The organism is Nonomuraea sp. CX421 (assembly GCF_059358955.1).
Genome location: NZ_JCADBK010000043.1, coordinates 1 through 14,551, shown reverse-complemented (window position 1 = coordinate 14,551; position 14,551 = coordinate 1). Strand labels below are relative to the sequence as shown.

At 68.1% G+C, this 14,551-nt stretch carries 13 protein-coding genes; 9 read left to right on the top strand and 4 right to left on the bottom strand.

Annotation, left to right across the window (positions count from 1 at the left end):
- Window positions 1-39 precede the first annotated feature (39 nt).
- On the bottom strand, window positions 40-1,671 hold the full coding sequence (locus AC5L3X_RS38640) for a peptide ABC transporter substrate-binding protein (RefSeq protein WP_494863712.1): 1,632 nt from the start codon (window positions 1,669-1,671) through the stop codon (window positions 40-42).
- Window positions 1,672-2,144: 473 nt separating this feature from the next.
- On the opposite strand from AC5L3X_RS38640, the gene AC5L3X_RS38635 reads away from it, so the two are divergent.
- The 3 genes from AC5L3X_RS38635 (at window position 2,145) to AC5L3X_RS38625 (ending at window position 4,262) form a co-directional block, all read left to right on the top strand.
- Window positions 2,145-3,065, top strand: coding sequence for an ABC transporter permease (locus tag AC5L3X_RS38635; RefSeq protein ID WP_494863710.1), 921 nt, complete (start codon window positions 2,145-2,147; stop codon window positions 3,063-3,065).
- A complete protein-coding gene (locus AC5L3X_RS38630) occupies window positions 3,058-3,927 on the top strand; it encodes an ABC transporter ATP-binding protein (RefSeq protein ID WP_494863708.1) in 870 nt (289 codons plus the stop codon). The genes AC5L3X_RS38635 and AC5L3X_RS38630 overlap by 8 nt, the downstream gene beginning before the upstream one ends.
- A gap of 179 nt (window positions 3,928-4,106) precedes the next feature.
- Window positions 4,107-4,262, top strand: a complete 156-nt coding sequence (locus AC5L3X_RS38625) for a hypothetical protein (protein WP_494863706.1) — start codon at window positions 4,107-4,109, stop codon at window positions 4,260-4,262.
- A 488-nt stretch (window positions 4,263-4,750) separates the two neighbouring features.
- Here the strand turns inward: AC5L3X_RS38625 and AC5L3X_RS38620 are convergent, their stop codons facing one another.
- Window positions 4,751-5,563: a hypothetical protein gene (locus AC5L3X_RS38620; protein ID WP_494863704.1), complete on the bottom strand. Its 813-nt coding sequence runs from the start codon at window positions 5,561-5,563 to the stop codon at window positions 4,751-4,753.
- Between the two features lie 391 nt (window positions 5,564-5,954).
- Window positions 5,955-7,277 (bottom strand): KamA family radical SAM protein, encoded by a 1,323-nt coding sequence (locus AC5L3X_RS38615; RefSeq protein ID WP_189129111.1) that lies wholly within the window; start codon window positions 7,275-7,277, stop codon window positions 5,955-5,957.
- A 174-nt stretch (window positions 7,278-7,451) separates the two neighbouring features.
- Here AC5L3X_RS38615 and AC5L3X_RS38610 point away from each other — a divergent pair, with 174 nt between their 5' ends.
- From AC5L3X_RS38610 to AC5L3X_RS38595, 4 genes are all read left to right on the top strand, one after another.
- A complete protein-coding gene (locus tag AC5L3X_RS38610) occupies window positions 7,452-8,012 on the top strand; it encodes a DUF1707 SHOCT-like domain-containing protein (RefSeq protein WP_494863702.1) in 561 nt (186 codons plus the stop codon).
- A gap of 161 nt (window positions 8,013-8,173) precedes the next feature.
- Window positions 8,174-9,160, top strand: a complete 987-nt coding sequence (gene plsX / locus AC5L3X_RS38605) for a phosphate acyltransferase PlsX (protein ID WP_225264367.1) — start codon at window positions 8,174-8,176, stop codon at window positions 9,158-9,160.
- Between the two features lie 77 nt (window positions 9,161-9,237).
- Window positions 9,238-10,965 (top strand): arginine--tRNA ligase, encoded by a 1,728-nt coding sequence (gene argS, locus AC5L3X_RS38600; RefSeq protein WP_494863700.1) that lies wholly within the window; start codon window positions 9,238-9,240, stop codon window positions 10,963-10,965.
- Between the two features lie 94 nt (window positions 10,966-11,059).
- Window positions 11,060-12,391 (top strand): hypothetical protein, encoded by a 1,332-nt coding sequence (locus tag AC5L3X_RS38595; RefSeq protein ID WP_494863698.1) that lies wholly within the window; start codon window positions 11,060-11,062, stop codon window positions 12,389-12,391.
- Here the strand turns inward: AC5L3X_RS38595 and AC5L3X_RS38590 are convergent.
- Window positions 12,388-12,768, bottom strand: coding sequence for a cell division protein SepF (locus tag AC5L3X_RS38590; protein ID WP_189129115.1), 381 nt, complete (start codon window positions 12,766-12,768; stop codon window positions 12,388-12,390). The genes AC5L3X_RS38595 and AC5L3X_RS38590 overlap by 4 nt on opposite strands.
- Before the next feature lie 166 nt (window positions 12,769-12,934).
- Here AC5L3X_RS38590 and AC5L3X_RS38585 point away from each other — a divergent pair, with 166 nt between their 5' ends.
- A complete protein-coding gene (locus AC5L3X_RS38585; RefSeq protein ID WP_494863696.1) occupies window positions 12,935-13,699 on the top strand; it encodes a PhzF family phenazine biosynthesis protein in 765 nt (254 codons plus the stop codon).
- Window positions 13,700-13,751: 52 nt separating this feature from the next.
- On the top strand, window positions 13,752-14,551 hold an 800-nt coding region (locus AC5L3X_RS38580; RefSeq protein ID WP_494863694.1), incomplete at its 3' end, for a hypothetical protein.

The following is a 14,551-nucleotide window of genomic DNA, read 5'->3' as shown; positions in this document are numbered from 1 at the left end:
AGGGATGGGCGGTGGTGCCGCCCATCCCCGGAAAATACGTCAGGCCTTCTCGACGTCAGCCCACTCAACCTGGTTGAGCAGGTTGATCTTGACGTTCTTGACCTTGGTGGAGTGGCCCGAGTTGTTCCGGTAGAAGTACACCGGGATGTACGGGAGGTCCTTGATCAGGATGTCGTCCGCCTGCTGGTAGAGCTTGAGCCCTTCCTCAGGGGTCGCCGCCTGGTCACCCTTGGCGACCGCCTCGTCGAACTCCTTGTTGGAGTAGCCGGCGTAGTTGGAGCCCGTGGTGATGGCACCCGTGGAGAAGATCGGCGTCAGGTAGTTCTCGGGCGAGGGGTAGTCGATGGCCCACCCCATGCGGAACATGCCCTTGTACTTCTTGGCGTCGAGGTCGTCCAGGATGTTGGCGAACTTCTCGAACGGCTTGACCGTCACCTCGACGCCGAGGTTGGCGCGGAGGTTGTTGGCGACGGCCTCGATCCACTCCTTGTGGCCGCCGTCGGCGTTGTAGCCGAGCTCCAGCTTGGCCGGGCCCTTGGCCGCGGCGTACTGCTCCTTGGCCTTGCCCGGGTCGTAGCTGCAGGCGGCGCAGGCGCCCTGGCGGTAGCCCGCGATGGCCGGGTTGATGAAGTCGTCGGCAGGCGCGCGGGTGCCGGCGAAGACCGTCTCGGCGATCGTCTTCCGGTCGATGGCCATCGAGATGGCCTCGCGGACCTTGACGTCCTTGTACTCGTCGTTGTACTGCAGCGGGAAGCCGATGTAGCCGATGCCGGCGTCAGGCTGGTCCGTGTAGCGGTCGCCCAGGGCCGTCTTGGCGCTGGCGATCGCCGAGGCGGGCAGCTGGTCCTGGATGTCGACGTTGTCGCCCTGGAGGTCGTTGTAGGCCGTCTCCGAGCTGTTGTAGAGCTTGAACTGGAGCTTCGTCCAGCCAGTGGGCTTCTTGGCGGGGTACTTGTCGTACACCGACAGCTCGACGGTCTGGTCGGTGCCCTTCTTGTACGGCTTGTCGAGCTTGAACAGGCCCTGCCCGATCGGCTTCTCGCCGTACTCGTTGGTCACCTTGCCGTCGGCGCCGAAGGCGGCCTTGGGCAGCGGGTAGAACGCGGTGTAGCCCAGCATGGTCCTGAACTGGGAGAACGGAGCGGTCAGGGTGACCTGGAGGGTCGTGTCGTCGACCGCCTTGAGGCCGCTCATCTCCTTAGTGGTGACCTGCTTGCCCTCGCCCGGGTTGAGGTCGGCGTGACCCTCGACTCGGCCGAAGAAGTAACCGGCGCCCTGCGCGTTGTCCTGGTTGGCCGCGTAGTTCCAGGCGTCGATATAGTTCTGCGCGATCAAGGGCTCACCGTTGTGCCAGGTGTAGCCCGGCTTGAGCTTGATCGTCCAGACCTTGTTGTCCTCGGTGGTGATGGACTCGGCGGCGGCCTCGACGACTTCCTTGTTCTCGTCGTAGTTGACCAGCGGTTCGAACACCGCGGCGAGGAGCTCGGCGCCCTCGGACTCGGTGGTGTTCGAGGGGACCAGCAGGTTCTGCGGCTCGCCGAGCTCCATGCGGACCGGCGTGTCGGCGCTGGTCGCGGAGTCTCCGGTCGAGGCACCGCCGCCACACGCGGCCACCGCGATGGCGAGCAGCGCGGTACCGGCGACGATCTGTGCGCCCTTAGTAACACGCATGGTAAAAAGATTCCTCCCTCTACAGGTGGGCGTTAGCGCTGAGCTGCAGTGATCGTGAGCAGCCTGACGGGGGATTTCCTGGTAAGCCCCCCGAGTTTGGCTGACATGGTCAAACCAGCCGACGCCCTGCCAGTCGCTCGCGACTATCCCTCACTCCGTGCTACCAGCGAGTCTCTGGCGCGTTGCAGTTCGGTCACACGTATGCCTAGCTAACGTCACAGTCATTAGTCACAAACAGTCCGTAGTTTCGCAAAACCGTCAGACAAGCACAGTCCCGGACTTGAACCACGAGCAAAAATACCTTCTAGCCGACACTGCTCACGCCTTGCCCCTCATCCGGGGGGTGGCTGGGCTACCGTTGTGCAAGTCTTGACGGCGCCTTGGAACCACACGCCCCGAGGCCTCCGTCCAACTGTCTGTCGCGACCCCCGCGGCAGGCACTCCACCGAGCCGGATCCAATAGAGTCCTAGCCATGAGTCAGCCGGAATCCGCTGTCGCGGACGCCCAGGCGGGCGGCCGGAGCGGGCAGGAGCCGCTGGCCAAGCTCGCCGCGAGATACGGGCTTCGCCGTGCCATCGCGCGGCCGAGGTTCCCGGTATACGTGCGCCAGCTCTGGGAGCGGCGGCACTTCATCCTCACGTACGCCACCTCTCGCAACGTCTCCAAATACTCCAGCTCGGCGCTCGGCCAGCTCTGGCAGATCCTGACCCCCCTGCTCAACGCCGCCATCTACTACGTGATGTTCGGCATCGTGCTCGGCGGCAAGGGCAACATCGAAAACTATCCCGCGTTCCTGCTGACCGGGATGTTCGTCTTCACCTACACCCAGCGGTCGGTGGCCGCGGGCGCCAAGTCGATCTCCGGCAACCTGTCGCTGATCCGGGCGCTCCACTTCCCCCGCGCCTCGCTCCCCCTCGCCTACACGATCCAGGAGCTGCAGCAGCTGGCCATCTCCATGGGTGTGCTGTTCCTGATCGTGATCCTCACCGGCGAGTTCCCGACGTGGTTCTGGCTGATGATCCCCGTCGTGCTCCTGTTGCAGACGATGTTCAACATCGGCGCCGGGCTGGTGATGGCGCGCCTCGGCTCGTCGATGCGCGACCTCAACCAGCTCCTGCCGTTCATCACCCGCACCTGGCTCTACGCCTCGGGCGTGTTCTTCTCGATCCAGGAGAAGGTCGTGGGCAGCGCCGGCCTGCCGCAGTGGGTGGCCGACGCCATGTATTACCTCAACCCCGCGGCCTCCTACATCGAGTTCATGCGCGACATCCTCATCCAGGGCCACAACCCGCCGGGGATGGTGTGGATAAGTTGCGTATTCTGGGCAGTGTTCGCACTCGGCTTCGGCTTCTGGTACTTCTGGCGTGCCGAGGAGAGGTACGGGCGTGGCTGAGCTGACCGAGGAGCTATCACAGGTGAAGGGCGAGGAGCCCGCCGTCCCGAAAAAGAAGGACGTGAGGGTGCACCCCAACCCGGCGCCGGCCGGCAAGGCCCCCCTTGACGTTCCCACGGGGACTCCCACGGTCATCGTCGACGACCTGCACATCGTCTACCGGGTCTACGGCGCGGCGACCGATGCCGAGAAGGGCAACGCCGTCAACGCCCTCACACGCATCCTCAAGCGCCAGGGCCGCCCGCAGATGAAGGAGGTCCACGCCGTCAAGGGCGTCTCCTTCGTGGCCTACCACGGCGACGCCATCGGCATCGTGGGCCGCAACGGCTCGGGCAAGTCCACGCTGCTGCGCGCCATCGCCGGTCTGCTGCCGCCGCACGCCGGCGCCGTCTACACCGACGGCCAGCCCTCGCTGCTGGGCGTCAACGCCGCCCTCATGCGCGAGCTCACCGGTGAGCGCAACATCGTGCTCGGCTGCTACGCCATGGGCATGACCCCTGCCGAGGTCAGGGACAAATACCAGGAGATCGTCGACTTCTCCGGCATCGACGAGTTCGTTCAGCTGCCGATGTCCACCTACTCGTCCGGCATGGGCGCCCGGCTGCGGTTCGCCATCTCCTCGGCCAAGACCCACGACGTGCTGCTCATCGACGAGGCCCTGGCCACCGGTGACCGCGAGTTCCGCAAGAAGAGCGAGCAGCGCATCCGCCAGATCCGCGAGTCGGCCGGCACCGTCTTCCTCGTCGCCCACGACCTCCGGGTCATCGAGGAGACCTGCAACCGCGTCATCTGGCTGCACAAGGGCAAGATCAAGATGGACGGCGACCCCAAAGAGGTCCTCGCCGCCTACAACAAGGGCTGACGCTCGACGCTTTCACGCCGCGCGCCCCTTCCGGCCTGCGCGCCTATCTCACCTGCCCGTGACCTGCCTTCGGCATGGTCACGGGAGCGACGCGAGTGACGAATTCCTGACACCGTGACCCCCGTTCCGCTATGATTCGAACGTTGGTTCGATACGAGGAGAGATGGAGTGGGGGCGCGATGGGAGAGCTTTCGGCCGCGATCGACCACCTGGCCATCGAGGACGTGGCAGAGATACCCCAGACCCAGCTGACCGAGCAGCTCATCGAGCTCCATTGGCAGATGGCCCGGCTGCAGGCCCAGATCGGCCGCCGCACCGGCCTCCGCCTCCGCTGACAGACGGTTCGACCACCCTCGGGTCCGGGCAGCACGCTGTCCAGACGGCCACTCTCCGGTCAGGGCGGCACGCTGTCCAGACGGCCGCGGCGAGGGTCCGGACATGAGGATGCCGCCGACCCCGAAGATCGGAGTCGGCGGCGGGTGCGCCCCGCGCCACGCCGCTGCCCTGCAGTGGCGACGCGGCACGTGCGCACCGGGCTCAGGCGCGTCCACCTCGGCCCGTCATGAGACCGCCCGCTCGGGCGGACGGTCCCGTAACCTACGTGGCCGGTCTCTCTGACGCCCGGCACCTGGGGCGGGAGCGACCCTTCACGTGAGTGTGACGAAGGCAGTGTCGAGAGCTCGGGAACACACTGCCCAGGCGATCTCGGCGCCCGCCCGCTCGCCTCGCGGCCGCGCGGCAGGCTGCCCGCACGTCGGCACCTGAGACGTCCGAGCACCTCCCGGCGGCCCCTCGGCGAGATCCGGCGAGCACCGTGACCACGTCAGTAGCGGCCTGCGTAGCCCGTGGCCGCGCTGGTCCGTGCCACGGCGGCCCCGACGGACGAGATGGCCGACTCGCCCTGAGCGCCGGTGAGCTTACGCGCCATGGCGGCGCTCCGGAAGAGAGGGGCCGAGCCGTCGAGCGTGGCGATCCGAGCCGTGCCGGGCAGCGTCTCGACCACCGGAGCCATCTCCGGCGGCAGGAGTCGCCCCACGACCGGACCCAACTCGGCCGACGGCTCGTTCGACAGCGCGCCGAACGCGAGCCGCGCCCGCTCCGCTGAGCGCCGGGCGGCGCCGTACAGCGTGCCTCCCAGCAGCCTGTCAGCAGACGGCAGGCCCACCTCGTCCAGGGCCGCCCGGCCGCCCTGGGAGGGGGCTCCGACGGCGGACATCGGGCTCCGGCCCTCGACCGTCCCGCCCGGCACCATGCCGGTCAGGCCGCCGAGGCCGCCGACGCCGGGCAGCGCGCCCAGCAGCCGGGCGCCGATGGGCAGGCCGGCCACCGACGAGCCGGTCTCCAGCGACGACAGCGGGCGGCCGGGCCGGCGCGCCGCATACGTGCTGGACGTGCCGTACGTGCCCGACGTGTCGCCCGGAGCCGCGGTCCCGCTCGTCCCGGTGACCGCCGCGTCCTTGCCCGCCCAGAGGCCGCCGAGCAGGTCGCGCAGCAGCCCGCCCGGACCGCCGGCCGACCCTTCGCCGACGGACTCCGTGGCGAGATGTCGCTCCTGGGCCTGGGCGGGCGTGGAGACCATGGCCCCCGCCAGCCCGAATGCTGCGACGGCCGCAGCCGCCTTGATCATTCGATTCATGATTGCCTTCCCGGCTCGTGATCGATCGCTCTCGAATGCAATGGATGGGCGAATCGATAACCCCCCGAATGCCGCGGCGTACACGCTGTGGGCACCACACGATGCGCGCCGTCCCGGCTGAGCTACCGACGCAGTTGTATCACCCTGTCCAGACCCGTGAAGGCGCCGGAAAACCCGTTCGACAAAGGCTTTACGGCCGGTCATAGATCATGGAAGACCTGACGAGCGGGGAGACAAATGATGAAATGCCGAGTGACTATTTCGGAATTTCCCGTGGCGTTTCCCGCGACTCGGATCCGCGCCCGGCGGCCCGCCGACGAGGTCCCGGTAAAGACCGGTGTCACGGGCCGGGGGCGCAGATTTTGAGGTAGCGGGAGATGCGCTTGACCGCTCAGGCGGTCAGCAGCGCGGCTTCGCCGGTCGGCTCGAACGGGAAACGATCGGCGAAGGCCGGCCGCAGATCCGTCAGCCAGACCGCCGACGGGTCGTACCGCGCGAAGAACGGCCGGCCGACCAGTGCGGGGTCGCGAGCCTGGATGAAATGGAGCACGAACACCTTCTCGCCGGCGATCTCGGCGACCCCGTCGACGCACACCTTGCCCGGAGTGGCCGACATGGAGGGCCCGCGTACCGTACGGCAGAGCCCGGAGATCGTCGAATAGGCGTCCCTGAAGATCTCGTACGCCCGAGCCAGCGGCACCGCGAAGTAGTCCTGTGGCCCGGTGTCGCGCTCGACGAACATGTAGTAGGGAATCATCCCCATCCTGAGCTGTCGCCGCCACATGCCCGACCACAGGGCCGCGTCGTCGTTGATCGACCTGATCATCGGCGCCTGGGTCCTGATCGTCGCGCCGCTGCCGAGGATCCGCTGAACCGCGGACTCGACCAGCGGCGACTCCAGCTCCCGCGGGTGCGTGAAGTGGGCCATGAAGGCGAGGTTCTTGCCCGACTCCGTGACCTGCTCGAAGAGTTCGAGCGTGGCGTCGGCGTCGGGGTCGGTGGTGAAGCGCTGCGGCCAGTAGGCCAGCGCCTTGGTGCCGATCCGGATCGACTCGAGTTGTTCGACCCCGAGCAGCGGCTCGATGTAGCGCCTGATCACCGGCTCGCCCATGATCATGGCATCACCGCCGGTGATCAGGACACTGGTGACCTCGGGATGCTCGTGCAGGTAGCGCACGAGCTGGCCGATGTCGTCGGAGGCGAACTTCAGGTCGGCGTCGCCGACGAACTGCGCCCACCGGAAGCAGTAGGTGCAGTAGGCGTGGCAGGTCTGCCCCTGCTTGGGGAAGAACAGCACGGTCTCCGGATATTTGTGCTGCATGCCGGGCACCGGCTCCACGCCGATGCGGGGCACGTTGAGCTCCATCTGCCCGGCCGGGTGCGGGTTGAGCTGCGCTCGCACCCTGTTGGCCTCGGCCTGTATCTCCGCGTTGGGCGCCTCGGCCTTGAGCAGGTCGGCCAGCCTCGCGACGTCGGCGGCGGGAAGCATGTCCTCCTGTGGGAAGACCAGGCGGTAGATCGGATCGTCGGGCGCTGCCGACCAGTCTATGAGTTCGTCCACAACGTAGGCGTTGGTCCGGAAGGGCAGCACGGTGGCGACGGCACGGACCTTCAGCCGCTCCTCGTCGCCGAGCCCTGCCCGCTGCAGGAGGTCATCGAGATGCTTGGACGTGTACGCCCTGAAGCGTCGCGTTCCTGCCTGGTTCAAGATCACTAGGCCTTTCCCATCTTTTTTGTTCGTTCCGCTGTAAACCTCACGGCCCTGTCGCGCGTCTACGGCTCTTATATCGGGACGCGAGGGGTGATGGCTACGGTTCCCCTGAGCTCGAAGCTTTCTCAAAGAATGACTACTCGCGACATATCGCGATTGGACGTACACTGGCTAACCGTGACGACCGACGATCCTGTCCTGCGCGCCTCCGACGCCGACCGCGACCGCGTCGCCGCGGTGCTCAGCGAGGCACTCGCCACCGGAAGACTCACCAGCGTCGAGCACGCCGACCGTCTGGACGCGGCCTACACGGCCAAGACCGTGGGCGAGCTCGTCCCCCTCACCCAAGACCTACCCCACGTGACCTCGTCACACGTGCCGAGCGTGGTCGAGCGGCAGACGATCGACTCCAAGTTCAGCAAGGTGATCAGGAAGGGCCGCTGGGTCGCGTCCCGGCACACCAGGCTCTCGGCCACCTTCGGAGCGCTCATCGTCGACCTGTCCGAGGCCGTGCTGCCCGGCCGTGAGATCACGCTCGAGGCCGACGCCCGGTTCAGCAAGATGATCGTCCGGGTTCCCGACAACGCCCGGGTGATCGACGAGGGTGCCTCCATGTTCGGCAAGCGCAACGTGTCGGGAGGATCCGAGGACGACGGGCCGCTCATCCGCATCGTGGGCAGATCGATGTTCTCCAAGGTGATCGTCTCGCGCGGCGTCTCCGACTGGAACCTCAGGTAGCGCGCGCATCGGCGCCGGGCCCCCACCCGCCCGTTAACCTGGGCATCCGCCCTGCCTACGATGCGGACATAACCGAGCCCGCGTTTCCATCGGTGACGACGGGTTCGTATGCCCGTACGAGGTGACCAGTGTCCGACAGCAAACCGATCGCGCTCGATGCCATGGGTGGCGATCACGCGCCGCACGAGATAGTCGCGGGAGCCGTGCACGCCGTGCGCGAGCGCGGGCTGGCGGTCGTGCTCGTCGGCTCGCCGCGCGTGCTCTACGAGGCCCTCGCCGACCACGACGCCACCAGGGAGATCCCGATCGTCCGGGCCGAGGAGGCCCTGGCGATGGACGAGGGTGCCCTGGCCAGCCTGCGCCGCCCCCGCTCCAGCATCGCCGTCGCCTGCCATCTCGTACGACGGGGCGACGCGTCCGCGGTGGTGTCCGCCGGCTCGACCGCCGGGGTCGTGGCCACCGGCAGACTCAGGCTCAAGGCCCAGCACGGCGTGCTCCGGCCGGCCATAGCCGTCGCGCTCCCCACGCTGCCTCACCCGACGCTGCTCCTGGACGCGGGCGCCAACGCCGACACCAAACCCGAGATGCTGGTGCAGTTCGCCCAGCTCGGCACCGTCTACGCCCAGCTGGCCTACGACATCGCCCAGCCGAAGGTCGGCCTGCTCACGATCGGCGGCGAGGCCGAGAAGGGCAACAAACTGGTCAAACGAGCACACGAGCTGCTCCAGGCCGCCCCCGGCATCCGCTTCACCGGCAACATCGAGGGATTCGACCTGCTCACCGGCCGCGTGGACGTGATCGTCACCGACGGCTTCACCGGCAACGTGGCGCTCAAGACCATGGAGGGCGCCGTCCGCTACGCGTTTCGCGAGCTCAGGGAGACGATCAGCGACAGCAGGGTGGCCCAGCTGGGTGCGCTCATGCAGCGTTCGCGCATCCGCGAGCTCCACCGCCGCCTCGACTCCGAGGCACACGGCGGCGCGGTGCTCCTCGGCCTCAACGGCACCGTCGTCATCGCGCACGGCTCGTCCAGAGCGGCGGGCATCAGCGCCGCCTGCCGGCTCGCCGTCGACCTGTCCGCCGCCGGCATCGTGTCCACGATCGGCGACCGGGTCGCCTCGGCGCAGAAGCACCATCGCCGCCGCTGAACCCGGCGTCGAGGCGCCGCACCCAGCCCCGAGTTCGCGCACTGCGCCGAGGTCAAGGTCGCCGGTACCCTTAGGTCATGACCGACCCGCAAATGGTGCTCACCGAGCGCGTCCAGCAGGCGCTGGCCAACGCGTTCGGCCCCGAGCACGCCGACGCAGACCCGCTGATCCGGCCCTCCCAGTTCGCCGACTTCCAGGCGAACGTCGCGATGAGCCTGGGCAAGCGGCTGCGACGGTCCCCGCGGGAGGTCGCCGAGGCCCTCGCCGCCGAGCTGTCCGACTTTCCCGGCACGGTCGAGGTCAGCGGACCAGGCTTCCTCAACATCACGCTCGACGACTCGTGGATCGCCTCGGGCGCCGCGGGCATGCTCGCCGACCCGCGCACCGGCGTCGGCACGACCATGCCGCCGCAGACGGTGGTGATCGACTACTCCGCCCCCAACGCGGCCAAGGAGATGCACGTCGGCCACCTCCGCACCACCATCGTGGGCGACTCGCTGGCCCGCATCCACGAGCACCTCGGCAACACCGTCATACGGCAGAACCACCTGGGCGACTGGGGCACCCCGTTCGGCATGCTGATCGAGCACCTGCTCGACATCGGCGAGGAGACCGCGGTCGCGCAGCTCGAAGCCGGCATGGGCACCGAGTTCTACCAGGCCGCCCGGCGGAAGTTCGACGACGACGAGGCGTTCAAGCTGCGCTCCCGCGTCCGGGTGACCACGCTGCAGTCGGGCGACCCCGACACCATCCGGCTCTGGCACGTGTTCATGGACGCCACGGTCCGCTACTTCAACAAGGTCTACTCCATGCTCGGCGTCACGCTCACCGACGCCGACATCGCCGGCGAGAGCATGTACAACCCGATGCTCGAGAAGACCTGCGACGACCTGGAGAGCTCGGGAGTGGCCGTGATGAGCGAGGGCGCGCTCTGCGTCTTCCCGCCCGGCTTCACCGGCTCCGACGACAAGCCGCTCCCGCTCATCGTCAGGAAGAGCGACGGCGGCTACGGCTACGCCTCCACTGACATGGCGGCGATCCGCTACCGCGTCCACGACCTCAAGACCGACCGCATCCTCTATGTGGTGGGCGCAGACCAGGCGCTCCACTTCCGCATGGTGTTCGCCGCCGCCCGGCTCGCGGGCTGGCTGCCCGACACCGTGTCGGCGGAGCACGTCCAGATCGGCATGATGCTCGGCAAGGACGGGCGCCGGTTCAAGACCCGCTCCGGCGAGTCCATCAAGCTGACGGAGCTGCTGCAGGAGGCCGTCGACCGCGCCTCCGCGGTGATCGCCGATCGCGGCTACGACGACGAGACCCGCGACGAGATCGCCCACGCCGTCGGCATGGGCGCGGTCAAGTACGCCGACCTGTCGATCAGCCACGACAGCGAGTACGTCTTCGACTTCGACCGCATGCTCAGCCTGACCGGCAACACGGCCCCCTACCTGCAGTACGCCCAGGCGAGGATCCGCTCGATCTTCCGCAGGGGCGGCGTCGACCCGGCCACCGCCACGGGCCCGATCGTCCTGGGGCATCCGGCCGAGCGCGCGCTGGCGCTCCAACTGCTGGATTTCGGCGCCGTGGTGGCGAAGACCGCCGAGCTGAACGAACCCCACCGGCTGTGCGCGTTCATCTACGCGACCGCCACGGCCTTCACCGCCTTCTTCGAGGGCTGCCCCGTGCTCAAGGAGGGCGTCGACGCCGAGACGCGCGCGTCGCGGCTGGCGTTGTGCGCGCTGACCCTCCGGGTGCTGGAGTCCGGGCTCGATCTGCTGGGCGTCCCGGTTCCCGAGCGCATGTGACACCCTCTGTGGGCGCGCCTCCACCTCGTTGGCGCGCCCACCGATAGGCTTTACGCGGTCATGAACCGGGCCGAAGATGGGGGAGTTCTCTGCCTTGAGCACGGACCTGACTGCCAACCCCCAAGCGACGACAGAGCTGCACCGCTACGCAGAGGCACTGCTGGCACACCTTGCCGCCAACGGCACCGTGCCTCCGACCGCACCGGCTTTCGACGACATCCCCGGCGACTGGCTGCCTCCGGCCGTCCAGGCCCTGGTGGCGATCCTCGCCGGAGATGATCCACTCGAGCCACTGAGCAGGGCCGCGGGGCGCGACCAGCAACGCACCGCCCTCTTCCTCTGCCTGGCCTTGGCCGTCGCGGGCCACGGCAGCCGCATCCACGCCTCCTGGCTGGGCACCGCCTTCGGAGAGCTCTCGGTCGACCAGCCGGTGACCCACGGGCAGCGCTCCCTCTGGCTGGCCGCCGCCAGAGGCGCCTACGGTCCGGCCGGGAAGATCTTCGTGCTCCGCAAGCTCGACGCACTGGGCGTCCCCGACCACGCCGACCAGCGGCAGTGGGTGCAGGCGGTCGTCCCCGGCGAGCCCACCGTGGTGGTGCCGGTCTCCCTGATCGACTTCCCCGAGATGGCCGAGATCCCTGAGCTGGCCAGACCCGCCCAGGCGGCCGCACGACTGGCCCGGCTGCGCGCCCGCTGCACGGAGATCACCTCGACCAGACAAGCGGAGCACGACTCCTCCACTCCACTCACCAACAGCACCAGCAGCCCGGTCACAGCGTGGGCCGAAGACGAGCCACTCGCCGTGCTCCGCTCGCTCATCGGCCTCGGCGGCCCCTCGGGCCCGATGGCCTCGCTGACCTCACACCTGCTCGACGACCTGCGCCCGGGTGCCGACCCGCACCTGGCGGCGATCGCCCTGCATGTGGCTGCGCCGCTCCTGCGCGGCCTGGCCGAGGAGCTCGAAAGCGACTGCCGCCTCACCCCACCCGCCACGCTCACGGTGACACTGCTCGGTCACCACATCCTGCTCCGCCCCGAAGGCCCCGATGACGAGTCACTCGCCGAGGCCGAGGCTGCCATCGTGGCCGAGGGACTGCACCCCCGGCGCCCGCCGTGGGCGGCCATCCTGCTGATCGTCGCCGGCGTCTGCTGCCTGGCCGGGGCGCCGCTCACCAGTTGGCTCCTCGCTGGGATGGGAGCGGCTCTGCTCGGGCTCGCGGGCTGGCGGCTCTGGCAGCGGCGCAAGGCCATCGAATCAGACGCCAAGTACGTGGCCGCGCGGATCGCCGAGCTCAGAGAACTGGCCGACGGGGCCGTCTGGGCCTTGCACGCCTACGCCCGCGAGGCGGAGGCACGCGCAAAACAGGCCGCAGACGACTCAGCCGAGCTCACCCGGCTGATCCGTCGCGGCCCGCGCGCGGCCTAGGTCGTCTCGATCTCCACGTGGGCCGGCGCCAGCAGGAAGACCCGATCGGCGATGCGCTCGATCCGTCCCTCACAGCCATAGGCCAAGCCCGCCGCGAAGTCGACCATCCTGGTCGCCTCGGGCATCGGCATGCCCGTCACGTCCATGATGACCGTCTGGCCGTCACGGAAATGCTGCCCGATCATCGGCGCGTCGTTGTACTTGAGTGGCTGGATCATCACGATCCGTGAAGAGTCAACGGACGCACGCCACCTCCTGGCGGCCCGCTCCGTCGCCGGCATGTACTCCTCTTCGTACTGCTCATCGTCGTACTGCTCGTCGTAGTGATCAATCCCGCCCAGGCCAAGGTAGCTCACCACCTTGCGCACTGCCCCCATCGGTTTGTCCTTTCCTCAGGAACTCACCGCAATCGGCACGTCCCTACACATTGGACGGTAACCGACGATTCCGTGTTCGCCATGCGACACGCCCACAGCCAATTTCATTCTGTCCCGCTAGCAGTCTGGTTTCATCTGGATATCTCTCCCCCGATAGCATCAACTCATGCGCCTCTTCACTGTAGACGCCTTCACTGACACTCCTTTCCGAGGCAATCCCGCCGCGGTCTGCCTGCTGGAGTCCGCGGCTCCCGACGCGTGGATGCAGGCCGTGGCGGCCGAGATGCGGCTGTCCGAGACCGCCTTCCTGCTCGGCGATTCGCTCCGCTGGTTCACCCCCGCCGTCGAGGTGTCCCTCTGCGGCCACGCGACGCTGGCCACGGCACACGTCCTCTATTCGACGGGCGCCGCCTCAGGCCAGGTCGAATTCAGTACGGCCAGCGGAAGCCTCACGGTGAATCGCACCCCCGACGGCTTGATCACGATGGATTTTCCAGCCAAAGAAGTGACACCGGCCACACTTCCGGCAGGTCTGGAAAAAGCCCTCGGAGTCACGCCGGTGCAGGTCGCAAGGAGCCAGCTCGACCTACTGGTAGAGCTCCCGAGCGAGGAGTCGGTACGCACACTCGCGCCCGACATCGAAGCTCTGGCCTCGATCGACGCCCGCGGGGTCATCGTCACGGCGGCCGGCACGTCGACCGACTTCGTGTCGCGGTTCTTCGCCCCCAACGTCGGCGTGCCCGAGGATCCGGTCACGGGCTCAGCCCACTGCGCCCTGGCCCCCTACTGGTCGGCGCGGTTGGGCCGGGCCGAATTGGTGGGAGCACAGCTCTCCGCTCGTGGCGGGCTCGTACGTGTCAAGGCCGACGGCGACCGGGTCCATCTCGCCGGACGCGCGGTGACCGTGGTCTCCGGCGAGCTGCACATCTGACCACTCCCTGACGCCGCCGAACTTTGCTCTCCGTCAACGCATCTCACCCGGTGTGACACCGCCCACTCAGCTCGCCACGACGCTGCTCTCCGCTGTGGCGCTCGTGCTGTCTTCCTGTGCCGTGGAGCTCGCCGTCCGCTCCCCTACGATCACGCCGATGGCCGCGGAGGTGGCGGAGCACCGGGCCATCGCCAGGAAGGCACTCACCATGCGCCTCGACTGGACAGCCCGCGCCGGGCAGCTGACGAGGCAACTGGGCCGCAGCGGCCTCGACCGCTGCCGTCGTGGCAACGATGAGCTCAAGGCGGCCGAGGACTTCGCCGCCAAGTGCACGTTGACCCTGTACCGGGCCTACACGTGGACCGGCGACCTGGACGCACTCCTCGATCGGTTCCAGCCCTGTCCGGCCACGGCCGAGATCCGCAACCACTGGCGCGCGTTCGGCGGCAAGGCACATCCCCGCGACGGCTCCCACATGTACGACATCGACGACCTGCCGCCGCTGATCTGCGCCGGCGTCACCATCGAGTTCGCCTCTTCCCACACCGAGAAGGATCCCGATCTCACCGTCATGCCCGGGGCCAACGTCTTCGACGACGCCGGCGGCCGCCACGCCCCCTACTACTGGGTGCCCGAAGGCACGCCATGGCTCGCCAGTTGGTTGCGTGTCCGCGGAGAAGGTCAGTATCTGGTCGCCATGCAGGTGTCCGAGGACTACTCGGTCCTCAACAAGCCGTCGCGCGACAACCGCGACAGCCTCCGCGTCACCGCCCCTGAAACGCGAGAAGGGCCCCACCCAACGGTGGAGCCCTTCTCAAACAATTGTCCGGCGGTGACCTACTCTCCCACACC